Annotated in this window: 18 protein-coding genes; 7 read left to right on the top strand and 11 right to left on the bottom strand. The window is 70.9% G+C overall.

What is annotated here, in order from left to right; translation table 11 throughout:
• Positions 1 to 43: 43 nt before the first annotated feature.
• A complete protein-coding gene (locus tag OV090_RS43415) occupies positions 44 to 1,219 on the bottom strand; it encodes a hypothetical protein (RefSeq protein WP_267710794.1) in 1,176 nt (391 codons plus the stop codon).
• A 996-nt stretch (positions 1,220 to 2,215) separates the two neighbouring features.
• On the opposite strand from OV090_RS43415, the gene OV090_RS43410 reads away from it, so the two are divergent.
• From OV090_RS43410 to OV090_RS43395, 4 genes are all read left to right on the top strand, one after another.
• Entirely contained in the window at positions 2,216 to 3,868 is a 1,653-nt protein-coding gene (locus tag OV090_RS43410; RefSeq protein ID WP_267710793.1) for an MBOAT family O-acyltransferase, read from the top strand.
• 28 nt (positions 3,869 to 3,896) lie between these two features.
• Positions 3,897 to 5,624, top strand: coding sequence for a GDSL-type esterase/lipase family protein (locus OV090_RS43405; protein ID WP_267710792.1), 1,728 nt, complete (start codon positions 3,897 to 3,899; stop codon positions 5,622 to 5,624).
• Between the two features lie 63 nt (positions 5,625 to 5,687).
• Positions 5,688 to 7,004, top strand: coding sequence for a hypothetical protein (locus tag OV090_RS43400; RefSeq protein WP_267710791.1), 1,317 nt, complete (start codon positions 5,688 to 5,690; stop codon positions 7,002 to 7,004).
• A gap of 9 nt (positions 7,005 to 7,013) precedes the next feature.
• Entirely contained in the window at positions 7,014 to 8,204 is a 1,191-nt protein-coding gene (locus OV090_RS43395) for a DUF4328 domain-containing protein (protein ID WP_267710790.1), read from the top strand.
• Between the two features lie 59 nt (positions 8,205 to 8,263).
• Here OV090_RS43395 and OV090_RS43390 read toward each other — a convergent pair whose 3' ends face one another.
• From OV090_RS43390 to OV090_RS43375, 4 genes are all read right to left on the bottom strand, one after another.
• A complete protein-coding gene (locus tag OV090_RS43390; protein WP_267710789.1) occupies positions 8,264 to 8,692 on the bottom strand; it encodes a hypothetical protein in 429 nt (142 codons plus the stop codon).
• 190 nt (positions 8,693 to 8,882) lie between these two features.
• Positions 8,883 to 9,608, bottom strand: a complete 726-nt coding sequence (locus OV090_RS43385; RefSeq protein WP_267710788.1) for a M15 family metallopeptidase — start codon at positions 9,606 to 9,608, stop codon at positions 8,883 to 8,885.
• Positions 9,609 to 10,051: 443 nt separating this feature from the next.
• On the bottom strand, positions 10,052 to 11,419 hold the full coding sequence (locus OV090_RS43380) for a hypothetical protein (protein ID WP_267710787.1): 1,368 nt from the start codon (positions 11,417 to 11,419) through the stop codon (positions 10,052 to 10,054).
• A 432-nt stretch (positions 11,420 to 11,851) separates the two neighbouring features.
• Positions 11,852 to 13,462, bottom strand: a complete 1,611-nt coding sequence (locus OV090_RS43375; RefSeq protein WP_267710786.1) for an NAD(P)/FAD-dependent oxidoreductase — start codon at positions 13,460 to 13,462, stop codon at positions 11,852 to 11,854.
• Between the two features lie 227 nt (positions 13,463 to 13,689).
• Between OV090_RS43375 and OV090_RS43370 the strand changes: the two genes are divergently transcribed.
• Positions 13,690 to 13,881, top strand: coding sequence for a hypothetical protein (locus OV090_RS43370; RefSeq protein ID WP_267710785.1), 192 nt, complete (start codon positions 13,690 to 13,692; stop codon positions 13,879 to 13,881).
• 205 nt (positions 13,882 to 14,086) lie between these two features.
• Here the strand turns inward: OV090_RS43370 and OV090_RS43365 are convergent, their stop codons facing one another.
• The 5 genes from OV090_RS43365 to OV090_RS43345 all read right to left on the bottom strand — a co-directional run bounded on the left by OV090_RS43365 (position 14,087) and on the right by OV090_RS43345 (position 20,355).
• On the bottom strand, positions 14,087 to 15,076 hold the full coding sequence (locus OV090_RS43365) for a DUF3578 domain-containing protein (protein ID WP_267710784.1): 990 nt from the start codon (positions 15,074 to 15,076) through the stop codon (positions 14,087 to 14,089).
• Between the two features lie 145 nt (positions 15,077 to 15,221).
• The gene (locus OV090_RS43360; RefSeq protein ID WP_267710783.1) at positions 15,222 to 16,322 is read right to left on the bottom strand and encodes a VWA domain-containing protein; all 1,101 of its coding nucleotides are present in this window, start codon (positions 16,320 to 16,322) and stop codon (positions 15,222 to 15,224) included.
• A gap of 529 nt (positions 16,323 to 16,851) precedes the next feature.
• Positions 16,852 to 18,417: an FAD-dependent oxidoreductase gene (locus OV090_RS43355; protein ID WP_267710782.1), complete on the bottom strand. Its 1,566-nt coding sequence runs from the start codon at positions 18,415 to 18,417 to the stop codon at positions 16,852 to 16,854.
• Positions 18,418 to 18,542: 125 nt separating this feature from the next.
• On the bottom strand, positions 18,543 to 19,265 hold the full coding sequence (locus OV090_RS43350) for a class I SAM-dependent methyltransferase (RefSeq protein ID WP_267710781.1): 723 nt from the start codon (positions 19,263 to 19,265) through the stop codon (positions 18,543 to 18,545).
• Positions 19,266 to 19,473: 208 nt separating this feature from the next.
• Entirely contained in the window at positions 19,474 to 20,355 is an 882-nt protein-coding gene (locus OV090_RS43345; protein WP_267710780.1) for a polyprenyl synthetase family protein, read from the bottom strand.
• Positions 20,356 to 20,501: 146 nt separating this feature from the next.
• On the opposite strand from OV090_RS43345, the gene crtD reads away from it, so the two are divergent.
• Together crtD and OV090_RS43335 are read left to right on the top strand one after the other, a co-directional pair.
• Positions 20,502 to 22,067, top strand: coding sequence for a 1-hydroxycarotenoid 3,4-desaturase CrtD (gene crtD / locus OV090_RS43340; RefSeq protein ID WP_267710779.1), 1,566 nt, complete (start codon positions 20,502 to 20,504; stop codon positions 22,065 to 22,067).
• A complete protein-coding gene (locus tag OV090_RS43335; RefSeq protein WP_267710778.1) occupies positions 21,974 to 22,912 on the top strand; it encodes a carotenoid 1,2-hydratase in 939 nt (312 codons plus the stop codon). The genes crtD and OV090_RS43335 overlap by 94 nt, the downstream gene beginning before the upstream one ends.
• A 45-nt stretch (positions 22,913 to 22,957) precedes the next feature.
• Here the strand turns inward: OV090_RS43335 and OV090_RS43330 are convergent, their stop codons facing one another.
• A complete protein-coding gene (locus tag OV090_RS43330; RefSeq protein ID WP_267710777.1) occupies positions 22,958 to 24,547 on the bottom strand; it encodes an alkaline phosphatase family protein in 1,590 nt (529 codons plus the stop codon).
• Positions 24,548 to 24,566: the final 19 nt, after the last annotated feature.

Below are 24,566 nucleotides of genomic sequence, written 5' to 3'. Positions count from 1 at the left end.
GCTGTTTATGTCCGAAAGGACATATATCGATAGGCATATCGGCTCACTCGAGCGCGAAGGTCCCGAGTCGACCGTCGACGAGCAGCACTGCGAACGAGCCCATCAACACGCCAGACGGCCGGCGCGGCTCGCCGTCGTCCGCGGGGGGTAGATCGAGGGCACGCGGCGGGCCCGCGGCTCCGATGTCGCGCACCCACGCGGCGTCGGGTTGCAGGACCAGGACCCAGTCGGCGGAGACGTCGAGGTCCGACAGGTGCTCGAGCTTCGGATCGGCCGGCGCGGGGAACTCGAGGCGACGCGCCGGAGCCAGCGGATCGGGCAGCGCCGGCGCGAGCGCCCAGACGATCGCCCCATCCGCGCCCGGGCGCGCGAAGCCGACGAGCAGCTCCGCGCCGGCGAACGCCAGCGCGCTCACGGGACCCGGCAGCGCCCGGGTCCCGGCGAGCGCATGGCCGCCGATGTTTTTAATAGAATACAGCGCGAGCGCAGGCTTCGCCGCAGCGTCGTCGTACGCGACCACCAGTCGGTTGCCGTCGGCCATCCAATCCATCGGCGGCCAGGCCCGGAGCGTGCCGCCCTGGGGCGCCGCGATCGGCTGCCCCTGCCATCGGTTGCCGGCGCGGGCGTAGTGCCACAGGCGATCGTGGCCGTCGGCGGTCCACAGCGCGTCGCCGCGGCGCAGGGCCGGCCGTCCGAAGGCGATGTCGGAGTCGGTCGGGCTGGAAATCTCCGCGCGGTCCGTCCACGCCCCGTCGTTCAGCGTGGCGAGCGCGATGCCGTGCGAGCCGCCCTGGTACTCGATGCGGGCGAGCGCGACGTGGGTGCCGTCCGGGCCCGCGTCGACGCCGAGCCACGCGTCGCTGCCCGCGAGATCGTGACCAGGAGGGACTGTCGGCGGCCACGGCACGCTCCACGGCGTCTCCCACCGCCATTGCCCGCCCTGCCAGCGCCCGGCATGCACGCGCATCGGGTGCCCCGCCTCCGGCACGTCGGCGAGGAACAGCGTGTCGTCGGTCGCCGCGATGTCCACGATCCGGCCGGGCGCCGGCCCCCACGCGCCGGGCAACGTCGGCGAGTCATCCTGCGGTCGCGTGGCAGCGACTGCGCCGTCGTCGATCTTCGACGGCGCCGCGTCGACCTCGCGCCGCCGATCGCCGGTCGAGCATCCCGCGATCGTCAACGCGGTGGTGACCGCCCATGGGCCGGTGGTTCGAGGCATTTCCGCACGCTACACAGAACCGCGGCTCGAGGGCAACCGGCTCGCGTACCGCCTTCGAGGTCGGCCTGGCCGGGCGCACCGCGTCGCCGGCGACCAGGCGGCCACCGAACGCCTTTTCTGGGCGCGCTGAAGCAGCCGATCGCCAGCCTGGGCGCGGCGTACTTCGGGACCCGCATGGTCGTCAGCTACCTGGGCGACGAGTACCGCGAGGCCGGCCGCACCGCGGAGCCTCAGAGCTCGAGCGCAAGTTCCCGCCGCGACATCAAGACTGTGCTTCGTGATATGTCTTAAAGGTCATATATATATATATATATATATACATAATTTCGGCAGTATCCCCGTCGCCGGTCCGAGCGCGGCATCAGTCGACGGTCCATGGGCCGCCCCTCGCTGGGAGGCAGGGTAGACGTGCATCTCGACAGCTGCGAGAAAGTCCTCTGCCTCTCGCTGTCCGACGGTCGCCTCCGCATCGGTGAACGCGCAAAGTGGCTGTCCTTCAGGACAGGTCTGGCGTGGATGCGGAGGTCCCGCTCACTCCCAGAGGTGTCCGGGCGCTCCGGGCGCTGAAGCATCAAGGGCTGCGAGCGCACGTGGGTTCTCCCTCGGCGCGTCTGGCGCGAACTCAGCTCCCGAGGCCGCTCACGACGGTGACCTCGGCCTCGCGCAGCGTCGTGGCCGCAAGCTCGCGGGCCGGTCTTTCTGGGTACGGGCCGGGCGCGGGAGCTCCGATTCACGCCATGCCAAGCATGGTCTGCCCCTGCGGGCCCGCCATCGCCGCGAGCGGTCTGAGGGAGGGAGTGGCCCGATCGGACGGGGTGGCGACGCGTCGGGCGGTCGCTCCCGCCGCCCCGAGCGGGCCGCCGCCGCCGCCGACGAGACGGAGGTGTCCCGAATTGCGCCTATAGCGTGAGCGAAGCGCCCTGTGAATTTTTAGGGAAAAGTTTCGCGTTCTCGGGCCGCGCGGGTAGCGTGGGCGCCCGACGTCGCCGGCAACCGATGCTCTTCGTCAGCTTCGACTTTCTGCTCTTCATCGTCCCCGTGCTGCTGATCTCGTGGGGGCTGTCGCACGTGCCGGTGATGCGGGTCCTGTTCCTGATCGCGGCCAGCTATTTCTTCTACATGGCGGGGCCCGAGACGGAGCCGCTGCAGCCGCCGTGGTACTTCGTCGGGCTGCTGCTGCTGTCGACGGTGCTCGACTACGTGTGCTCGCACCAGATCTGGCAGCAGCGCGCGGCCTTCGACAGCAAGGAGCCGCGGACGAAGGCGGCCGCGGCCCGCGTCCGCAACTTCTGGCTCGGCGTCAGCCTGGTCGGCAACCTCGGGCTGCTCGGCTACTTCAAGTACACCAACTTCTTCCTCGGGGTGTTCTCCGACGTCGCCCACGCGCTGGGGATGTCGGTGGTGGTGCCGCACCTCGAGCTGCTGCTGCCGATCGGCATCAGCTTCTACACGTTCCAGACGCTGAGCTACACGATCGACGTGTGGCGCGGCCGGCTGACGCCGGAGCCGAGCTTCCGCAAGTTCGCGCTGTTCGTGGTGTTCTTCCCGCAATTGGTGGCCGGGCCGATCGTGCGCGCGCACGAGTTCCTGCCGCAGCTGCACCGCCCGCCGCGCCTGTCGGCCGAGACGATGACGCGCGGGATGTACCGCGTGATGATCGGCGTGGCGAAGAAGGCGATCCTCGGCGACTGGATCGCGTCGCAGTTCACCGACGCGGTGTTCAACGCGCCGGAGAACTACACGTCGCTCGAGATCCTGCTGTCGCTGTACGCGTTCACGCTGCAGCTGTACGCCGACTTCAGCGGCTACACGGACATCGCGATCGGCGTGGCGCTGATGCTCGGCTTCGTGCTGCCGGAGAACTTCGAGCGGCCGTACCAGGCGAAGAACCTCGGCGAGTTCTGGCGCCGCTGGCACATGACGCTGTCGACCTGGCTGCGCGACTACGTGTTCTTCCCGCTCGGCGGCAGCAAGGGCTCGCCGGGGCGGGTGTACTTCAACCTGTGGCTGACCATGTTCCTGGTCGGCATGTGGCACGGGGCCAGCTGGAACTTCATCCTGTACTCGAACATCCACGCGCTGGCGATGGTGTTCAACCGCTGGAACCGGCTGCGCAAACGCGGGGCGGGGACGGCGAAGACGCGGGCGATGTGGGTCACGGGCATGCTGCTGCTGTTCGGCGCGGTGTACGGCCTGTCGACCGGGGTGCTGCAGCTCGGCCAGCCGGAGAGCCTGGGCCTGGCCGGCTTCGCGGTGCTGATGTTCCTGATCGTGGCCCGCCTGCCGGAGACGGGCACCGCGTGGAACACCGCGCTCCACGTGCTGCTGACGTTCCACTTCACGGTGCTGTCGCGGGTGTTCTTCCGCGCCGACGACCTCGACACCTCGCGCAAGATGATCGCGGGGCTGCTCCGCTTCGACGCCCACGGGATCCGCGAGGGCCTGATCACGCCGGCGGTGTGGGCGGTGCTGCTGTTCGGGATCGGCTACCACCTGCTGACGCCGAAGGGCCTGACCGACCGCGAGACGTACGCGGTGTTCCGCCGCCTGCCGGGGCCGCTGATCGGGCTGCTGCTCGCGGCGCTGGGCCTGGCGATCCACCTGCTGCTGTCGAGCGGGCCGCGGGCCAACATCTACTTCCAGTTCTGAGGGGCATGACAAGGTGACCAGCAGAGCCATGGCCGCGGACGAACACGAGGGGCTCCTCGACGGCGAGGAGCGCAAGGTCAAGGTCGACCTCACGCGCGACGAGGAGCACGGCGCGAGCTATCCGCCCGGGACCTTCCGCAAGGCGATCGGGGCGATGATCGGGCTGGGCCTGGCGATCGGGCTGACCTACGCAGTGCCGGCGCCGCCGGCCGCAGAGGTGGCGGAGACCGCGGAGACGCAGGAGAGCTCGGTGGCGGCGTCGCTGGCGGCCTGCGTCACTGCGGCGGCCGGGCCGGAGGGGCTCGGCTGCCTGCACCTGGTGCGGCCGTGGACGCTGGCGACGGACCCGGACACCGGCGAGTTTCTGTACGTGCCGTTCTGGAACCTGATCGGCCGCGAACTGCTGGGGATGGGCCAGAAGGCCGAGGTCGCCGACGCGGAGGTCAAGGAGGCGATCGCGGTCGCCCGCGAGGAGGCCGAGAAGGCCGAGGTCGAGGAGTTCAAGGAGGTCGAGGTCCGCGCGACGCCGGTGCAGGAGGACGAGAAGGTGCCGCCGCTCGCCCCGCACGAGGACGACGCGCTGCCGGTCGAGGTGCCGCTCGAGCGGCCCGAGGCGCTCGACCGCTTCTACGCGGCGCTGACACGCACGCAGCTCGGCCTGCCGGGCGCGGTGACGCGGGCGATGCACTACGGTGATTCGGCGATCGGCAACGACGGGATCACCGGGGCGATCCGCAGCAAGCTGCAGGCCCGCTTCGGCGACGCCGGCCACGGCTTCCACCTGCTCGGCCAGCCCAACGCGAGCTACCGCCACCAGGGCGTGCGCTTCGACGAGCGCAGCCAGTGGCAACATTGCTTCATCATCTTCGATTGCAAGAAGGACGGCTATTACGGGGTCGGCGGGACGACCTTCGAATCGGCCGGCGGGGCGGAGATCCGGCTGTCGACGGCGCAAAAGGGGCCGATGGGCCGCAAGGTGGCCCGCTACGAGGTGTGGTACGCCGGCCTGCCGAAGGGCGGCAAGCTGCGGCTCAAGCTCGACGATCAGGAGCCGGTCGAGCTCGAGACGGCGGCCGATCAGCTCGAGGACCGCTGGCACGTGATCGAGACCGACGACGGCGAACACACCCTGTCGGTCCGCGCGGCCGGCGGCGGCAAGGTCCGCGCCTACGGGGTGGCGATGGAGCGCACGGTGCCGGGGGTGGTCTACGACGAGATGAGCCAGATCGGCGCGCTCACCCGCCGCCTGCTCAACTTCGACGCGGAGCACCTGCAGCGCCAGATCCAGCGCCGCGACCCCGACCTGCTGGTGCTCATGTTCGGCGGCAACGACATGAACACTCAGGGCTCGATGGAGAAGTACAAGGCGGAGTACTCGGCGGTGATCCAGCTGTTCCGCAAGGCCGACCCGCAGCTGCCGTGCCTGGTGATGGCGCCGCTCGACCACGGCGAGCGCGACGGCTCGGGCAAGATCGTGACGCGGCCGATCGTGACGAAGCTGGTCCAGGCCCAGCGCGAGGTGGCCGAGACCGAGGGCTGCGCCTTCTTCGACACCTACGAGGCGATGGGCGGCGCGGGCTCGATGGGCCGGTGGGTCCGCTCGTCACCGGCCCTCGGCGCCGGCGATCTGTCGCACCTGACCCATCACGGCCACAAGGTGGTCGGCGCCATGTTGTACCGCTCGCTGATGCAGGGGTACGTCGATTATCGCAAGCGCGTCGCAGGAACGCCGGTCAAGGCGCTGACCGGGGATTGACGAAGACGAGAGCGGCGCGAAATCGCGCCCGCGGCTCCTGGCGAAGCTTGGTACAGTCGCGGCGTGCGAACGCCGGTGACGTGGGCCCTCGCGCTGGCCGTGGCCGGCTGCGGCGGCAAGGGCAGCATCCTCGACGAGCTGACGGTCAGCGCCGGTCAGACTCAAGGCCCGACGTACGGGCCCTCGGGTGAGCCGGACGACTCGGGCGACGAGCCGACGACGAGCGCGACGACGGGTGAGCCGACGACGACGGGCGGGCCGTCGGGGACGAATGCGATCGACGTGCTGTTCGTGATCGACAACTCCGGCTCGATGGCGGACGAGCAGGCGCGGCTGGCCAAGAACATCGCCGCGCTGGTGAACACCGAGCGCGACCTGCGAATCGGCGTCACCACGACCGACGCCGGCAATCCGCGCTGCCCGTCGGCCCAGACGACGCCGGAGAACGGGGCGATGGCGACTCTCAGCTGCATCGAACGGGTCGCGAAGGGCGAGTTCTCGTTCAACATGGAAGATTTTTCGTACGCGTGCACCGACGTGTGCGACCGCGGGGCGTTCGACCTCGTGCCGACGCCGACGAGCCTGGAGCCCGAGCCGGAGGTGCGGCCGTGGTTCGAGCGCACCGGCGGCGTCACCAACCTCGCCGACGAGGGCCTGAGCCTGGTGCAGGCGCTGCAGTGCGCGCTGCCGCGGGGGGTGAATGGTTGCGGCTTCGAGTCGCAGCTCGAGAGCATGCGTATGGCCCTGGTCCGGTCGATGGACGCGAACCAGCCGGAGTACGGGTTCTTGCGGCCGGAGGCCGACCTGGTGGTTGTGCTCCTGACCGACGAGGTCGATTGCAGCTACAACCCGGCGTTCAAGTCCATCTTCCAGGACAACAAGATCTTCTGGGAGAACCAGGACCGCCCGGACGCGACCAGTGCGGTGTGCTTCAACGCGGGGGTCCGGTGCGAGGGCGGGGCGCCGACGTACACGGCGTGCCCGGCGACCAACCACGACATCGAGGGCGAGCCCCACGTCGCCGACGACGACGCGGTGCTGTGGCCGGTGTCGCGCTATACCGGCTTGCTCGCCGACATTCAGGCGAGCAAGACCGGCGGGGCGCGGGTGCGGCTGCTGGCGATCGCCGGCGTGCCGGTCGGCTTCGAGACCGGCGATGTGCCGCTGGTGTTCGAGGACGACCCCGATCCCGCCGATCAGGAGCTGTTCGGCATCGGCCCCGGCTGCGTGCTGGCGAACCCGCAGGACCCCGACTTCCCGCAGGTCGCCCGGCCGCCGGTGCGCATGCTCGAGGTCGGCGCCAGCCTCGGGCCGCTCGAGTTCCATTCGATCTGCCAAGACGACTACTCCGCGCTCCTCGCCACCATCGCCCAGCCCTGAGAGCTCCGCATGTCCGCACGCCAGCACCACTTCTCGTTCGCCAAGAAAGTCATCCCGGCGGAGACGTTCCGCGCGCCCGACCGCATGTTCGCCGAGCTGACCGGGCCGCAGCGCGAGGCGTTCCTGTTCTTCCTGTGGACCGAGTCGGGCAAGGGCCTGGCCGAGGCGCTGCCGCACGTGGGGCTGGCGCCGGGCGGGCTCGAGATGGCGAAGCTCGACGTGGTCGGCCACGTGAAGTCGGGCGACGTCGAGGTCGTGGTGGTGTCGATGCCGCCGGCGCTCAACGCCAACGAGGCGATGTTCCTGGCGCTGGTGCGGCGGGCGGGCGCGCCGAGCGTGTTCTTCTACGAGCGCTGCGCCGACCTCGCCACCGGGCAGGTGCACGCGAAGGAGGCGGTGCTGGCGGAGACGCGGCCCGACGGCAGCCGCAGCAACTACGGGTTCCACGAGGGCCTCGACCTGCAGGCGTTCAAGACCCAGCTCGAGAAGATCCTCAATGTCTCGCTGGCGGGCCTCGAGAGCAGCCTCGAGCCGGTGACCGCGGCGGCGTTCGTGGCCGCCGGCGCGGCGCGGACGAGCGCGGGGCGGTCGACGATCCGGCGCCTGCCGGAGGCGGCGGGGCCGAAGCCCGGCACGCTGCTCGAGGCGTTGCTGCTGGTGCGCTTCGGCCTGCCGCTGGTGATGTTCGCGCTGGCGTACACGGTGCCGTCGCTGAGCCATCAGCTGTGGCCGGCGGTGGTTCCGCTCTACACGCTGCTGTCGCTGGTGATCGGGGTCGCCCTGCTGGTGTTCTTGTACAAGGTGTACGCGGCGAAGCGCGGCAAGACGCCGTTCGGGCCGGGGATGGCGGTGGCCGGGTGGATCATCCCGGTGGCCAACTTCTTCATGCCGCCGCTGATCGTGCGCGGGGCCTACAAGGCCGTGGTCGGGGCCGGCGCGGGCCTGATGGTGCTGGTGTGGTGGGTGGCGTGGCTGATCCAGATCGCCAACGAGATGATGCGCGGGATGCGGGCGCAGCTCAGCCGCGCGGACGGCAGCGACTGGTACATGTCATTCCCGGCGGGCGGCGGGTTCCACTTGCCGGAGCCGGCGGCCGACTTCTACATCATGACGAGCTCGGGCATCGGCGGGCTCGTGGTGGTGCTCGCGGCCTACGGGATCTTGTGGCACCTGGTGCGGACGATGCGCGCCAAGATGTGATCGTATGCGAATGAGTGCAGTCGGGCTCGCGCCATTCGGCGAGCCCGACGCGGGTGCGATTAATCGCGGCTGAAGCGGCGCCACAGGCCGAAGCCGACGCCGAGGCCGAGCAGGATCAGGATGCCCAGGGGGACGCGGTAGAGCAGCGGCTTGCCGAGGTCGTCGACCTTGACGCCGAGCAGGCCGGCGGCGTCCTCCGGGGTCAGCTCCCACACGTCGTCGCCGTGGTAGAGGCAATACTTGCCGTCCCAGGTCCACAGGTCGAGCCAGAACACGCCGAAGTGACTGTAGAGATAGCCGACCTTCACCTCGTGGCCGGTGGTCTCGTCGGCGAACTTCTTGGCGTCGCCGGTGAGGTCGTCATAATGCAGGACGCTCTCGCCGTGGGTGATAAGGACGATGCCCTTGCCGGCTTGGGCCTCGCCGGCAGTGAGGGCGACGCCCGCGAGCGCGAGCGCGGGGAGTGAAACAGACAGCAGTGGGCGCATTCGGACCTCCGCCGGCGATGCTCCCAGCGCGCCCCCGAGCTGTCAAACCGGGGGTCGATGTCTGCGAGTGGGGGAAGAGTGACGAGCGAGCGCGGGAGAACGAGGTTCGTCGCGCGGGGCGACCCGCGAGGGGGAGGATTCGTGTCGGTTCGCGGGAGATCGGGCCGGGCGCGGGCGCTGGCGCAAAAGATCAGGGAGCTGGCTGGTACGGGATGTCGAGCGCGGCGGCGTCGGGATCGTGGAAGGTGAAGTGCCACCATTCCTTGTCGTACGGGGTGAAGCCCTGGGCCTGCATGGCTCGACGCAGCTGCCGGCGATGCGCGAGGGCGTCGCCGCCGGCCCGCGCGTAGTGGCTCTCGGGGCCGAAGTGGTCCCAGGCGGTGCCCATGTCGAGCGGCTCGCAGGTGCCGGGCCGGGCGAGGGTGAGGTCGAGGGTGTCGCCGCGGTTGTGGCCGGAGCGCCGGGCGATGTAACCGGCGTCGACGAGCTGCCGCCGGCCGCTGCGCTCGGCCCACTCGACCATGGCGAGGCTGGCCCGCGCGGGCCGATAGGCGTCGTACACGAGGAGGGTGAGGCCCTCCGCGCTCACCGCGGCCTGGACCCGCGCGAGCGCGCCGGCGGGACGCGGCCGCAGCCACGCGCCCGCGGCGGCGTAGCCCGGGAGGACGGCGCCGGTGAAGTTGTCGGCGGTGGCGTAGCGGACGTCGAAGCAGGCGCCGGGCAGCTCGGCGCGCAGGTCGACGAGGCCAGGTGGCGGGGGGGCGAGGCGGGGCGAGATGTCCGCGGGGACAGGTTGATCGAGTGGGAGAGAACTGTTTTTTTGGATATGGGATGAGTCCGCGGAGTCAGTCGCGGATGGGGCATGGATGTCCTCGGGGACATCGGATGAATCTGCGCGGACAGGGCGCTCACTCACGGCCGTGGGGCGCTGGATGTCCTCGGGGACAGGTGCATGCTGCGCGCAGGCGGCGGTGAGGACGAGGAGGCCCAGGTGTCGCGAGATCGCCGATCGCGGGCCGGACGCGACGGACTGAGTATCATCCCAGGTCGAAGCATCGGCCCGTCCTGCGTGGGCGGCACGGGCGCGATCACGGTCGTGACGAAGCCGGTCTTGCATGATGGCTGTCCTCGCCGCCGCGGCCTGCGAGCGGAGAGACTAGCAGCGACCCCCGGCTGCGGGAAGCCGCGCCACGAGCACGCCGAAGTCCGCCGGGGTCATCGTCATGGCCCGCGACGCCGGCGGCCACGTCGCCGAAGCGCCCGGTGTCGGTCGCCGGCGTTCGATCGGGCCCCCGCAAAGGCCCTCGCACGGGCGCGGCCGCGAGGCTCAGGGCCCCGCGGACCGCGGCCGAACAAGCGTCACTCCTGGCAGAGCGTCTGCTCCGCGGATGCGCACTGGCCCTCGAGGCAGAGGAGCGAGGCGCAGGCGAAGGTCAAGCCGTCCACGGGGCAGGTCTCCCCCGCGGCGCCCGGGAGCACGCAGGTGTGGCTGGCGATGATGTCGCACAGGCCTTCGGAGCAGGCGTGGCCGTCGAGGTCCTGCGCTTCGCAGCTCTCCCCGAGGCCGGGCGCAGGCACGCAGTGCTTGTCGAGGCAGTCCGCGTCGTCGCAAGTGCACGCCGTGCCGAGCGGGCAGGAGCCGCCGCCGATGCAGCTCTCGCCCTCCTCGAACAAGGGCACGTCGGAGACGCTCTCCTGTTCGTCGACGCACGTCCCGTCCGCGCACACGAGCGAATGGAGGCAGGCGCCGAACGAATCGTTGCACGCCTCGCCTGGCCCCCCGCGCGCGGCGCAGCGGCCACCGGCGTCGAAGTCGCAATAGAGACCATCGGTGCAATCGAAGGCGGTCGAGCACGGCTCACCCGCCCCGGGCGCGGGCCCGCAGGCGAAAGCGGCCGGATCATCGCAATTATCGAGATCGGCGCACACGCACGCCCCGTCGCCGCAGGCGTGCACGTCCAGATCGCCGCACGGCGCGCCGACGCCGAGGTCGGCCACGCAGACGGAGTCCTCGCAATGACTCCCGGCCGCGCAAGCTCTGTCGCTCAGGTTGTCGAGCTCGATCTTCGTCTCGTCGCACGCCTCGCCGAGCGCGGCCCGCGGCTGGCAGCCGTCCAACGTGCAGAACGCGTCGGCGCCGCACGATCCCTCGCTGCAAGGCGGGGGCACGGCCACGCAGGAGCCCGGGCAGGTGTCGTCCTCGGACACGCAGGACAGACCCGGCGCGCAGTCGGAGACGAGACCGCCGTGGCAGGCCTCGCCCTCGCCGAGGGTACCGGCGAGGTACTGCGAGCAGCCCGGATCGATGTCGAACCCGTGCGTGACGAGTTCGCCGCAGCTCGCGGCTTCGAGCGCCGCGATGCACGCCGCCACGGCGTCCGGGTCGAGCTCGATGTTCGGCAAGTCGAGCAGCTCGCTCACGGTCTCGCACCGCTGCTCCGCGAGGCAAGCATCGACGCCGCCGGGGTTGTTGTTGACGATCGCGTGGCCGCACGCGACCTGCCGCTCGCACGCCTCGCGCATGAGGTCGCAGGCGAGGTCGACCCGATCGACGGACTGCTCGGTGTCTCCGCCGGTGGGGACATCGCTGGTCGAACCGGTTGTGGGATCGCCGGTCGCACCGGTGGTCGAGTCGTCACCGGAATCGCTGGCCGAGGTGGCCGAGTTCGGGCCAGGGCAGGCAGTCAGAAGGAGGGCGAAGCAATAGAAGGTGTGTAGGGAACGCATTGGAATCAACTCCGAATCAGGGCGACCCGGCGCTGCCGGTGGTATTACCGTCAGCGTCGTCGTCGCCGGTTGGCAGCTTTGTCGTGTGTGGTCGTCGGTCGGGCTCGTCGTCAATGGCGAGGCCGCGGCCGTGGCGCCGGAGGCGGTGTCACCGTCGTCCAGGCCGTCCCACGCCGCACTTTCGGGGGCGAGGACGAAGGACGTGGTGGAGGGCGCGTGTGCATGACGGTCCCATCTCCGACCGCGCCGATTCCCGTCACAGAAATTTTCGTGACCTTCGTGGCCCCGTGCCGCTCGCTTTCGCGCCCCGCCGCGCTCCTGCTTTTCCCGAGCGATCGGCAGAACGCGACGTCTCCCGCGACCTCCGCAGTCGCGGGTCGTTCGAGCGCTGCGGCGTCAGCACGCCGCGAGTCTTTAAAAAAAAACGTGCTGTCAGAGGCTGCGGAGGAGGCGGGTGGCGCCGAGCGGGTCGACTGCGGCGGCGGCGAGGGCTCCGCCCATCATGGCGCCGATGACCCCGACGGTGGCGACCTCGCTGCCGGCGAAGAAGAGCCCGGCGATCTTGCTGCGCGGTCGCAGGTAGGGGTTGGCGAACCGTTCGGGGGTCGGGAGGATGCCGTAGATCGAGCCCTGCATCGGCCGCGCGAAGGTCTCGGTCGACAGCGGGGTCGACAGCTCGACGTGATCGATCATGGGCGCGAGGCCCGGCAGTTTTTTCAGAAATTGGCCGAGCAGGTGGTCCTGCAGCACCTTTTTGAATTGATCATAGTCGTCGCCGCGGCGCATCCAGCGGGTGCCGAGCCAGCCGGAGAAGCGGTCCCACGGGACGAAGGTGACGACCTCGCCTGTGTGCCGCTGCTCGGGGCCGGGGTCGTAGGCGGGGTCCTTGAGCGAGGGGAAGCTGCAGTACAGGACCGGCGCGTCGGCGAGCCGCTCGGGGTCGGTGATGTCCCAGGCGTCGACCTCGGTGTCCCAAGTATCGTAGTACCATTGATTGTAAGCACCGGCGCCGGCCGAGCGGATGTCGCCCTTGAAGCCGAGGTACAGGCAGACGTGGGCCGGGGCCGGCGGCAGCGCGCGGACGCTGGCGGCCCAGCGGGTGTCGGCGACCTCGCGCGGCAACAGCCGCTGCACGGTCGAAGATACGCCCGCCGCGCTGATCACCCGGCGTGCGCGGATCTCCTCGCCGTCGCGCAGGCGCACCCCGACGGCCGCCCCGTTTTCGAGCAGGATCTGCTCGACGTCGGCGGAGATCCGCGTGTAGCCGCCGGCGTCGGCGACGGTCTGCAGCAGCTCGCGGGCGATCGCCGAGGAGCCGCCGACGGGGTAATAGCCGCCCCACTGAAAGTGCTTGGTGACGAGCGCCTGGATCGTCAGGGAGGCCCGGCTCGGGGTGGCGCCGTGGTAGGCCCACTGGGCGGCGAGGACGGTCTTGAGCCGCGAATCGTCGGTCAGGCGGTCGAGCGCGTGCTTGGCGGTCTCGCCGAAGGCGCGGCGGGCTGTCCTCGTGAACATGTCCATGAAGACATGTGCAGAGGGCGGGGCGAGGCGGGCCAGGTAGTACGAGCGCATGGCCGCCGAGACCTCGCGGACGCGGGCGAAGTAGGCGTCGACGGCGTCGCGCTCGGCCGGGAAGGTGTCGTGCAGGAGGGCGCGGAAGGCCTGCGGGTTGTCGGGGAAGCCGAGCTGGAGGCCGTCGGGGAAGACGAAGGCGTCGTAGACGGGGCCGAGCGAGGCCCACTGCAGCCGGCGCCCGGTGAGCCCGGCCAGGAGCCGCCCGGGCATGCTGCGCTCGGTGACCTCGCCGACGGCGTGGACGCCGACGTCCCAGTGGTACTTGCCGCGCTTGAAGCTGTGCGTGAAGCCGCCGGGGACGTAGTGCTGCTCGAGCACGAGGACGCGCTGGCCGAGCGCGGCGAGCATGGCGGCGCAGGTCATGCCGCCCATGCCGGAGCCGATGACGATGCTGTCCCAAAGTGCAGGTGCGGCGAAGCCGGACGGGAGGTTCTTCGACCAGGGGTGACGCACAGGGCGGTCGGACATGCGCGCCCAGCATACAGCGCGCGGCGGCCGCGGTGGCGGCAGGGCGCAGAACGGCGGCAGAGCCCGCCAAGCTCGCGTGTTCGGGCATGCGCCGGGCGGCGGCCGCAGCGACGCCGGCGAGCACGACAGTACACGAGCGATTGACGGGGCCTGTGCTGGCGTTCGCGCGATCACGAGGGCGCACGGGCCCGATCGGTCCCACGCTCGAGGCGAGGAGGTCACACACGATGACGCCGCTCGTCCTGTTGCTCCTGATGTTCGTCGCCTTCGGGCTGTTCGGAGCGATCAGCGATCGTGCTCAACGCGCGGAGGCGCTGCGCCGCGGCCGCGAGGAGCGCCGCACGACGCTCAAGGACTTCGTGGTGCCCGTGGTGCCGGTGCGGCACCGCTGGCTGCGACCGCGCGTGGATCGCGGGTGAGCGCCGAGTCCGGTCTAGCAGGTTGCTGAAAAAGTCCCGGCCGGCCCAAATCGGCATGTCCATTCGGACAGAACATGGCCGAATTCGGCCGCGCAGGGCACTTCTCGATGATGAGTGGGGCGGCTTCGCGGGCTCCGTCGCCATTTTTCAGCGACCTGCTAGGCGGGCGGGAGAGGCGCCGCGGCAGAGCGAGGTGGCGCGCTCGTCATCCCGAGGACGGGGAGGAAGTTCTCGAGGAAGCCGTCTGAACCAGACGCCGCAAACCTTCCAGGTCCGATGGATCGTCCATCCGATGGATGATCGCGTGACAGTTCGGACAGAGCACGGCGAAGTCTGTGGCCGGATCGAATCGGACCTCGACCCCTTCATCCAAGGTGTTGAGCGGCGTCAGGTGATGCGCCTCTATGAGTTGGTGCGCGATGCTGCCATACCTCTCCGTCAACAAGATGTCGCAGCCTTTGCAGCGATATCCTTGGAGCTTCTTCACCTTTTTGGAATGGGTCGATTGTCGTTCGACCGAGCGATGTTGCCGGTACTTCTTTGCGTGGACGAACGAGCCTGTCTCCTTGGCCGCTTCGGACTCCTGAAAGATCTCCTCGGGTGAGTCCCATCCGCCTTCTCGTCGTAGCGCCTCGTACAGTGCCGTTGCTTCGGAGAGATCCGCTATGAGCCGGGGTTCATCAGGCAAGGTCGCAGTATCATAGCGAATGGCGACTATGTTTCCCGCCGTGTAAAGATCTGCCCGCCACCATTGTGTTCCGAAATCGGGTGCCCCTGGTTTCATCTGTCTCACATGGTGAGCGATACGTCCCCGCATGAGCACCGCTCTTCGTCCGAGCTCCTCGCGCGCTGCACCCAGGCCGACGGTATTCTTGAGAGTGGTGCAGCCCTGGTTGAGCGTGAGATAGATCGACGACCCATCTATGCTCATGAGGTAGGCGATGTAGTAACCGTCCTGTACTGAGGTCGTGACCGCCGGGTGAAGGAGGGCTACCCATGGCGTGAAGGTCCACTTGCCTTGACCGGCGCTGCCTTTCACAAGATAGCGACCAGCGAGCTCGGGAATCCGATCCCGGATCGCGTCGGGGAGCACGGTCGCTACAAACTGAACCATGTGGGAGCCGGCAAAAGCGGCGTCACCTTTGTTACGCTCGACGGGATAGTTTCTAGCCCAATGTTCGAGTTCCGCCCGCATCCAGCGATCACCTGATCGCCGATCCTACAGGCGTCTTCGCCTGCCGTCATGAAGCCTTTGTGGGCACTTCCGCTCGCGGTTTTGCCGCGGGGGCGGCATCGCTCCCGCGGTCGATTTCGCACTGTCTAATGACGAGCGCGAGCGCTCAGCCGGGCGGGACGACCACGCCGCAGGCGCACTTGATCGAGACCTGGACCTCGCCGTTTTGGATGGCGTCGCAGGCGTCGCCGACCAGCTCGACCTCGCCGGGGTTGTTGAGCTGCCAGCCGTTGTCGTCGCCGAACGGGACGATCTCGCCGTTGACGTAGACGGTGCACTGGTCCTCGCCGCCCTCGGAGACGGTGCCGTCGAGGGTGAGCTTGCAGTCGCGCACGCCGTCGACGATGTCGGCGAACGCGTCGGCGAGCGCCTGTGCGTCGTCGGCCTTGTAGAACGGGGCGTCGGGGTCGCCGTTGCCGACGCCGGCGCCGGCGTTGGCGACGTCTTGCAGGTGCTGGTCGCTGACTTCGTTGCCGACGCTGATCACGTAGGTGCGCACGCCCTGGCCGAAGGCGGCGGCGGCGGCCTCGACGGACTCCTCCTGGCCGTTCTGCGGGTTGGGCTCGGCGCAGGTGTCGGGCTCGCCGTCGGTGGCGAGGACGATGATCTTGGTGCCCTCGGAGGGGTCCATGACGAGGGTCGGGGTGACTGCGGCGATCGACTCGCCGGTCGGAGTCTCGTCCTCGGGCTGGCTGGCGTCCCAGGTGGCGGCGATGGCCTGGTAGTTGTCGAGCGCGGGCGGGGTCTCGGTGATGACGGGACACTCGCGGCCGCCCTGGTTGCCCTCGAAGCTGGTGTAGAGCGCCATGCCGAAGCGGACCTGGCCCTCGAGCTGGGGGACGAGGCCGTCGTCGGGGTCGAGCAGGGCGTTGTAGACGGCCTCCCAGCGGTCGGTGTCGCCGAACTGGGTGGTCATGCTGCCGGATTGATCGATGAGCAGCAGGACGGTGGGGATCTGCGGCTCGAAGGTGACGTCGGCGTCGGCACACACGCTGGTGTCGCTGCCGTCGCTGTCGGTCTCGCTGCCGGGACCGACGGGGAGGTCGAACTTGATGGCGCCGTCGGTGGTCGAACCGGTGGTGGTCGGCCCGGTCTCGGTCGTGGTGACGCTGGTGATCCCCGGAATGCCGGTGGTGCTGCTGCCGGTATCGGTGTCGGTCCCCGGGGTGCCACCGACGCCGCCACAACCGCTCAGCGCCGCGACCATTGCCCACATTGTCCCGCATGAAATGCTAATTCGCGCAAGCATCGGTGCAAGCATAGTGAGGTCGACGCGACGCGCTAGCCGGATTGTACCTGCCGCTTTCCTCGTGCTTCGACGGGGTTCACGGAGCCTCGCTCGAGAGCGACGGCTGCGAGCGCGCGTATAGCCCGCGGCGCGCTCGCGCAGATCATGCCACATCGCGCTCGCATCGACGCCGCGGGGCAATGCTCGATCGGGCCCAGGTCGCCGTATCACGGTATTTCTCGGCCGTGCAGGCGCGGCCTCGGACCGCGGCGCTCGAGCGCGGGCGCGAGCGGCGAGGCGCTCGTGCGTCCGCGAGGGCGGGGTCGGGGATTCGTCCTGTCGTGCGTGGCCGACAAGCAATGCGGCAAGGCGGCGACGCACCCGAAAGGGTGCCCGGATTGCTGTCAATGTCGCGCCGAGGCCAGACGCAGGGTGATCCTCCGTGGTGCGGTCGCTGCGGCCCGGGGCGCGTTCTCTGGTCGACCGGGGGCTTTTGCGCGGACGGGCGCTAGCCCGGGTGGCGCAGGCCCTTGCGGTGGATCAGGCGGGCCAGGGGGCCGCGCGGGGGGACGGACCACAGCGGCTCCTCGGCGGCGCCGTGGTGGTGAAGCATGTGATTGGCGGCGAGGATGCCGGTGCTGGCGGCGCGCTCCATGAGCGCGGTGGGGAACGGGGTGTGGGCGAAGTCGCCGGCGAGGTAGAGGGTCGGGTCGGGGGTGTCGACGCGGAGGCGCTGGGGATGGGCGCCGGGGCGGAAGGCGGGGCAGTCCTGGCGCAGCAGGAAGCGCTCGTCGATGATCTTGGCGTCGCGCGTCTCGGGGTAGAGCTCGTGGAGGGCGCGCAGGAGGTCGGCGCGGATCTCCGGCTCCTCCAGCGCGTCGGGCAGGGCGTAGGCGTGCAGCTCGACGACGCTGCCGCCGGTGCGCGCGGCCCAGTCGCGGCTCTCGTCCTCGAACAGCGGGTAGAGCGAGATGTTGTCGACGAGGCCGAGGCCGGTGGTGCCGACGAACGGGGAGCGGCCGGGGGCGCTCGGGCGGTCGAGCCACAGCCGCCACACCGCGAAGCGGGCGGTGACGGTCTGGGCCGCGACCTGCTCGCGCCAGCAGTGGCCGGCCCCGGGGTCCTCGGGCGCGACGCCTCGCGGATGGCCGAGCCCGGGCGACTCGGCGACGAGGTGCTGCAGCGCCGGGACGCTGGTGGCGAGGATGCAGGCGTCGACGTCGTAGACCTGTCCCTTGGAGCTGGTGATGCGATGGCGGCCGTCGCTGGTGCGGGTGAAGTGGACGGCGCCCTCGCCCGTGCGCAGGCGGACGCCGCGGCGCTCGAGCACCGCCGCCATCGGCTGCCAGATCGCGGTGGAGAACGGGCCCGAGGCGACGTCGAAGACGATGCCCTCCGGGTTGCCGACGAAGTAGAAGTGAAACATCATCAGCAGCTCGGCGGCGCTGAACTCCTGCTCCGGGTTGAAGAAGGAGTGGGCGAACACATCGAACAGCATCTGCCGCGCGCGCGGCGGGAAGCCGAGGCGGTCGAGGAAGCTGCGCGCGTCCTCGCGGTCGAACTGGGCGTAGGTGGCGAGCGGGTCGTAGGCCATGATCGCCCGCCCGCAGGTGTCGTCGACGCGCAGGGCGTCGCGCCAGGTCATGGTGCTGCTGCGGCGGATCAGGCTGACGAGGTTCCAGATCGGCAGCTTCGGCAGGCCGGCGAACGACTCGCGCAGGCCGTCGGGGCCGAGCAGCGGGTAGTCGTCGACGGGGCGCAGGAAGCCGAGCTCCGGGTCGATGCGCCGCAGCCAGGCGCGCAAATTGTAGTACTGGCGGAAGAAGGCGTGAAAGCCCCGCTCCATCTCGAACCGGGTGCCGTCGGCGAGGGTGTCCGTCCAGGCGCCGGCGCGGCCGCCGAGGAAGGTCTCGGGCTCGAGCACCGTGACGCGAGCGCCTCGCTCGCTCAGGACGGTGGCCGCCGCGAGCCCGGCGATGCCGCCGCCGACGACGAGGACGTCGAGCGGCCGCGGCAGGGCGACCGGGGCGCTCCGGTCAGGATTGTTGGCGAGTCGGCGGGAGATTCCCAGCATGGCATGAACGAGGGGGAAGCGAATCGGTCGAAGGTGCTCAGGAGATGTCTCTCGGGACAGGAATGGCTAATGTCCTCGGGGACAGGTGGCGCGATCGCGCGAGGCGGCCGCGCTGCAGGTATGGCTCACGCGGGGCGGCGGGCCAGGAAGGTGTGGACGATGCCCTCCTGCCAGCCGTCCATGGTGGCCGACTGGGTGTCGCAGAAGCCGGCGGCCTGGAGGCGGCGCTGGAAGGCGGCGGCGCCGTCGAAGGCGTTCACGCTGCGGCGCAGGTAGCGGTAGATGTTCGAGCCCGGCGAGGTGACGAGGCCGGCGGGGATGATGATGCCGAGGCACACCGCGTTCCACACCAGGTGGGCCCGCAGCGAGTCGCGCACGCTGTACTCGTGGAAGCAGACCACGCCGCCAGGCTTGAGCAGCGGGAGCAGCCGGCGCAGGCACAGGTCGGGGTCCGGCATGTTGCGGATCCCGTAGGCCATCAAGATGCCGTCGAACGGGCCGCTCGCGCCGTAGGCCGCCGGGTCCATGGCGTCGCCCTGCAGGAAGCGGACGCCGGTGAGCTCGCGCTTCTTGCGGGCCAGGTCGAGCATGCCGACCGAGGCGTCGAGGCCGGTGATGCGCGCGCGCGGGTAGGTGCGCACGAGCGCGAGGGTGGAGAGACCTGTCCCACAGCACAGGTCCAAAAGGTCAGCATCCTCCGGCATCCGCATGCGCTCGGCGCTGCGCCCCAGGTGCTTGTGGTAACCGGGGTTCATGCCGGTGAGGAGGTCGTAGCGGGCGGCGACGCGGTCGAAGGCGTGCGGGACGGCCTGCTTCTGCGCGCGCAAGGACGGCGGCGGTCGAGTCATGGCGTGGGCTCGGGTGAGGAGTGAAGAGTCTGCGCGAGGATCGGGCGCGAGCGAGGGCCGAATGCGGGGGATGACGAGCGAGGCCGGACGGCCGCGCCGGACCGGGGTGGCCGGAAAGCAGGTGCGGGGCCGTGAAAGGGCGCGGCGCAGGCTCTGCGCCGGCGGCCCCGGCTCGCGGGCGAACGGACGAGCTGGCGAGCGTCGCCGGTCACGAGCGGAGGCTGGCGGCGAGGGGCGGCGGGGCGGCGAGGAGCTGCTCGGACCAGTGGCGCAGGTGGGCGAGGAGGTCGCTGCGGCCGGCGCAGGCGGGGATCCGTCCGGCCGCCTGGTCGACGAGCTCGCTGAGGTGGCCGGTGGCGCCGTCGAGGCCCAGCTCGCGCACGGCGGAGGGCCGGTGGTGGGCGCGGTCCTGGCCGACCGGCTTGCCGAGCAGCTCGGGCCGGCCGTAGGCGTCGCGGATGTCGTCGGCGATCTGGTAGGCCTCGCCGAGGCGATAGCCGAGCCCGGTCCACTGCAAGGGGTCGCCGCCGCCGGTCATGGCCCCGGCGATCACCGCGGCCTCGAACAGGGCGCCGGTCTTGGCCCGGTGGTAGCGACCGAGGTCGTCGAGGCCGACCTCGGACTCCCAACCCTGGCCGGCGACGATGCCCGAGGGCCCGCCGACGCCGCGCGCGACGACCCGCAAGAGGCCGGGCAAGAGGTGCGGGTGCGGGCCGCCGGCCCGCGCGAGGGCGTCGAAGGCGAGGACGATCAGGGCGTTGCCGGCCAGGATCGCCAGCTCCTCGCCGAACGCGGCGTGCACCGTGGCGTGGCCGCGCCGGACCGCCGCGTCGTCGAAGCACGGCAGGTCGTCGTAGACCAGCGAGGCGCAGTGCAGCAGCTCGATGGCGGCCGCGGCCGCGTCCGCCAGGGCCGGGTGAGCGCCGCCGCAGGCCTCCGCGACCGCCAGGCAGAACTCGGGGCGAAATCGCGCCCCGCCCGGGAAGACGGCGTGGCGCATCGCCTCGCCCAGCCGCGGCGGACAGGGGGGTGCGGTCGCCTGGTCGAGGCAGCTCTTCAGGGCTCGGTCGATGCGCCGTCGAGAATCCATGGCCGCTGCTCAGGCCCGCCCGGGCCGCCTATGAGTCGGAGATAGGCGCAAAAGTGTGCCTGCGTGTTCAAGGATTGTCAATGCATGCGCCGATCGTTGGACAAAGACTTGAAACCTGGAGTGGTCGCGATAATTTGGCGACAGTCATGGTGGTGGTGAAGCAGAGCCCCCGCGTAGTCGTGATCGGCGGCGGGGCCGGAGGTCTGGCGGCGGCCGTCGACTGTGCCCGCCGCGGGGCCTCGGTGCTGTTGCTCGAGCGCGGGGCCGAGGTCGGCGGCAAGGTGCGCCAGGAGCGGGTCGGAGGCCAGTCGATCGACGCCGGGCCGACGGTGCTGACGATGCGCTGGGTGTTCGAGTCGCTGTTCGCCGATGCGGACGCCGCGCTGGCGGAGCACGTGCGGCTGCAGCCGTTGCCGGTGCTGGCGCGCCACGCGTGGCAGGACGGCGAGCGGCTCGACCTGTACGCCGACCGCGAGGCCACGGCGGCGGCGATCAACCGCTTCGCCTCGGCGGCCGACGCCTCCGGGTACCTCGCGTTCTGCCGCCACACAGAGGCGATCTACCAGAAAGTCCAGGGTCCGTTCATCCGCACGGCGCAGCCGACGTTGGCGAGCCTGGTCGGCTCGCTCGGCCTGCGCGGGCTGCCGGGCGCCCTCGGCCTCGACTTCCACCGCACGATGTGGAAGGCCCTCGGCGATTTCTTCCAGGACCCGCGGCTGCGCCAGCTGTTCGGCCGCTACGCGACGTACTACGGCTCGAGCCCGTTCGAGGCCCCGGCGACGCTCAACCTGATCGCCCACGTCGAGCAGACTGGAGTGTGGGCCCCGGCCGGGGGGATGTCGGCGCTGACCCGGGCGGTCGCCGAGCTGGCCCGCCGCCACGGAGCGGAGATCCGCCACGGAGCCGAGGTCGCCGCGATCGAGGCCGACTCGCGGGTCCGGGCGGTCCGGCTGGCGTCGGGGGAGCGGGTGCCGTGCGAGGCGGTGATCTTCGCCGGTGACCTGGCGGCGCTGGGCGGCGGCCTGCTCGGCGCGGAGGCGGCGCGAGCCGTGAAGGCGCCGCCGAAGTCCCGCCGCTCGCTGTCGGCGGTGACGTGGTGCCTGCGCGGCACGGCCGAGGGCTGGCCGCTGGCCTATCACAACGTACTGTTCTCGCGGGACTACGCGGCCGAGTTCACGGCCCTGCTGGACCGTGGGGCGCTCCCGGCCGAGCCGACCGTCTACGTGTGTGCGCCGGATCGCCAGGCCGATCTCGCGGCGGTCGGCCCGGAGCGCCTGTTCGTACTGGTGAACGCGCCGCCACGCGGCGGCGAAGGGTGGCTCACGGCGAGGGAGATCGAGGCATGCGAACGAGCGACATGGCGAGTGATCGAGCGCTGCGGGCTGTCGATGGCGCCCGCGGAGCCGCCGCGGGTGACGACGCCCGACGACTTCGCGGCGAGGTTCCCCGGCTCGGGCGGGGGGCTGTACGGGACGGCGACACGGGGCCTGCTGGACGCGCTGGGGCGGCCGACGGCGACGACGAAGCTGCCGGGGCTGTACGTGGCCGGGGGCAGCGTGCATCCGGGGGCGGGGGTGCCGATGGCGACGCTGAGCGGTCGGTTCGCCGCGGCGACGGCGTGCGCGGGCCTCGGTTCGACCGGCTGGTCCCTCCGGGCGGCTACGGCTGGTGGTACCTCGACGCGCTCAGCGACGACGGCAGCCACGGACTGACGATCATCGCCTTCGTCGGCAGCGTGTTCTCGCCGTACTACGCCAAGGCCCGCGCCAGGGCGCCGGCCGGCGCGGCCGACCCGATGGCCCACTGCGCGATCAACGTGGCGCTCTACGGGCCCGGAGTGGACGCGTGGGTGTTCTCCGAGTACGGCGCCAGCGAGGTCGAGCGTGGCCCGGACCGGCTGCAGGTCGGCAGCAGCTCGATGGCGTGGGAGGGCGACTGCCTGGTGGTCCGCTTCGACGAGCGCACGGCGGTGCTCGGCCAGCGGGTGGCCGGGACGGTGCGCCTGTACCCGTCGGCGTTCCCCGACCGCCCGGAGCGGCTCGACGCCCGCGGCCGCCACACGTGGTTCCCGGCGGCCCCGCACGCGCACGTGGAGGCCGAGCTGACGGCGCCGGCGCTGACGCTGCGCGGGACCGGCTACCACGACGCGAACTTCGGCGAGGAGCCGCTCGAGGCGGCCTTCGTCGACTGGAGCTGGTCGCGCGCGGCGCTGCCGGACCGCACCGTGGTGCTGTACGACGCCCACCGCCGCGACGGCAGCCAGCTGCAGCTCGGGCGGGTGTTCCACGCCGACGGCAAGGTCGAGCCGCTGGCCGCCGCGCACGCGATGACGCTCGGGCGCACGCGCTGGTGGATCCCCCGCTCCACGCGGACCGACGGGGCCCCGGCCACGGTGATCCGCACGCTCGAGGACACCCCGTTCTACGCGCGCACGCAGGTCGCCACCCGCGTCGGCGAGGTGCCGGTGCGCGCGGTCCACGAGTCGCTGTCGCTGTCGCGCTTCTGCTCGCCGCTGGTCCAGACGATGCTGCCGTTCCGCATCCGCCGGGTGGGCTGAAGGACATGTCCTCGGGGGCATGCTCGAGAGAGCATGCCCCGATGGTCATGTCTTTGCGATCATGTCGGAGCGGCGGCGGAGCGGGCGCAGGCCGACCAGGGCGGCGACGACGACGGCGACGCCGGTGACCGCGGGGAACATGAGGGCGGCGAAGTAGGGGAAGAAGTAGACCGTGGGCGAGGGGACGGGGAAGCCGAGGCGCCAGCCGAGCACCAGCGGGTGGGCGGCGGACAGGACGGCGCCGGCCAGGAGGATGGCGGAGAGGTCGAGCATCAGGGCGCAGCGATCGCGGCGCGCCAGCCAGTGGACGACGACCGCGAGGGTGGTCCAGCCGAAGCCCATGGTGAGGGTGAAGCCGATGAGGTCGGCGCGGCCGGCGACCGAGCTGAGGTCGAAGCTGCCGCGCAGGCCGACCTGCAGGGCGTAGGTGACGGCCCCGAACACCGCGAGGAAGCCGAGGCCGAACAGCGCGGCGCTGCGGGCCTCGCCCTGCTGCTCGCGCCGGCGGTGGAGGTAGAGCTGCAGCAGGAACACCAGCGCCAGCGCGGCGACCAGCACCCGCGCGCCGCTGCGGTGGCGCTGGCGCCAAGCCTCGTAGAAGGCGTCCCAGCTGCCCGCGCTGTCGGGCAGCCACGCGCGCACCGCGTCCTCGTTGGCGCGGCGGAACCGCTCGACGGCGGCGCGGCGGTCCTCGAGGTAGGCCGGCGGGAAGGCGGCCGGGTCGGCGATGGCGAACAGGGCGTCGAGGTCGTCGTCGCCGGCCCGCATGTGGGCCGGGAACGGCAGGCCGAGCAGCAGCGCCAGCGACGGGGCGACTGTGGTGATTCGTAAATGACCGTAGTCGGGGTCGCGGCGGACGCCGAAGCCGGCGTGGCAGGTCATGACATTGGCGATCGGCTCCTGCGCGCCGCCGTGGCCGCCGCGCTGCGAGTGCCCGTGATCGGCGGTGAGGATCACGAGGTCCTGAGAGAAGTCGAGGGTGCGCAGCAGGCCGGTGAGCTCGCGATCGGCGCGCGCGACCGCCTCGGCGTACTCGGGCGAGGCGGCGCCGTGCTCGTGGCCGACCTCGTCGACGTAGAGCGGGTGGACGAGCTGGAGGTCGGCCGGCGGGAGGGCGGCGAAGTAGTCGGCGTCGAGCGGGAGGACGTCGTAGTGGGTGAAGGCGCCGGGGAACAGCTCTTCCCACCACGTCAGCTCGCTGACGACCGCGACCGACATGCCGGCGGCGCGGGCCCGCTGCCAGATCGACTGGGCGAACAGCGGGGCCTCGTCGTCGTTGCCGCGGGCGCCGGTGCGGTCCTGCTCGAGGCCGGTGGAGATCGTGGCGTACACCGGGCGCGACATCGAGGGCACGCCGACGGCGGTCTTGCGACACTGGCCGTGCTCGCGCAGGAGCGCGATCGCGCCCATGGTCTTGGCGGCCTCGTGACCGAGGCCGTCGATCACCACCAGCACGCTGCGGCGCGGTCTACGCGGCTGCGCGTCCGCGGCGATCGCGTCGTCGACCTGCACGGCGAAGAAGCCGGTGTCGTGCGACGAGAGCCGCGCCGAATAGGTGACGCCCAGCAGCAGCGGGACGCCCAGGCCGAGCGCGCAGCAGGCGAGGAGGAGCACCAGGCATTGCCGGACGGTCATGTCGCGATCAGAGCATAGA

The organism is Nannocystis sp. RBIL2 (assembly GCF_026626745.1).
Taxonomy (GTDB): Bacteria; Myxococcota_A; Polyangia; order Nannocystales; family Nannocystaceae; genus Nannocystis.
This window is presented reverse-complemented; position numbering and strand designations above follow the sequence as displayed.

What these genes read in the sequence shown, in the direction of transcription:
- OV090_RS43415 (WP_267710794.1), bottom strand. Translation starts at nt 1,219, where the DNA reads ATGCCTCGAACCACCGGCCCATGGGCGGTCACCACCGCGTTGACGATC.
- OV090_RS43410 (WP_267710793.1), top strand. Translation starts at nt 2,216, where the DNA reads ATGCTCTTCGTCAGCTTCGACTTTCTGCTCTTCATCGTCCCCGTGCTG.
- OV090_RS43405 (WP_267710792.1), top strand. Translation starts at nt 3,897, where the DNA reads ATGGCCGCGGACGAACACGAGGGGCTCCTCGACGGCGAGGAGCGCAAG.
- OV090_RS43395 (WP_267710790.1), top strand. Translation starts at nt 7,014, where the DNA reads ATGTCCGCACGCCAGCACCACTTCTCGTTCGCCAAGAAAGTCATCCCG.
- OV090_RS43390 (WP_267710789.1), bottom strand. Translation starts at nt 8,692, where the DNA reads ATGCGCCCACTGCTGTCTGTTTCACTCCCCGCGCTCGCGCTCGCGGGC.
- OV090_RS43380 (WP_267710787.1), bottom strand. Translation starts at nt 11,419, where the DNA reads ATGCGTTCCCTACACACCTTCTATTGCTTCGCCCTCCTTCTGACTGCC.
- OV090_RS43375 (WP_267710786.1), bottom strand. Translation starts at nt 13,462, where the DNA reads ATGTCCGACCGCCCTGTGCGTCACCCCTGGTCGAAGAACCTCCCGTCC.
- OV090_RS43370 (WP_267710785.1), top strand. Translation starts at nt 13,690, where the DNA reads ATGACGCCGCTCGTCCTGTTGCTCCTGATGTTCGTCGCCTTCGGGCTG.
- OV090_RS43365 (WP_267710784.1), bottom strand. Translation starts at nt 15,076, where the DNA reads ATGCGGGCGGAACTCGAACATTGGGCTAGAAACTATCCCGTCGAGCGT.
- OV090_RS43360 (WP_267710783.1), bottom strand. Translation starts at nt 16,322, where the DNA reads ATGGTCGCGGCGCTGAGCGGTTGTGGCGGCGTCGGTGGCACCCCGGGG.
- OV090_RS43355 (WP_267710782.1), bottom strand. Translation starts at nt 18,417, where the DNA reads ATGCTGGGAATCTCCCGCCGACTCGCCAACAATCCTGACCGGAGCGCC.
- OV090_RS43350 (WP_267710781.1), bottom strand. Translation starts at nt 19,265, where the DNA reads ATGACTCGACCGCCGCCGTCCTTGCGCGCGCAGAAGCAGGCCGTCCCG.
- OV090_RS43345 (WP_267710780.1), bottom strand. Translation starts at nt 20,355, where the DNA reads ATGGATTCTCGACGGCGCATCGACCGAGCCCTGAAGAGCTGCCTCGAC.
- crtD (WP_267710779.1), top strand. Translation starts at nt 20,502, where the DNA reads ATGGTGGTGGTGAAGCAGAGCCCCCGCGTAGTCGTGATCGGCGGCGGG.
- OV090_RS43330 (WP_267710777.1), bottom strand. Translation starts at nt 24,547, where the DNA reads ATGACCGTCCGGCAATGCCTGGTGCTCCTCCTCGCCTGCTGCGCGCTC.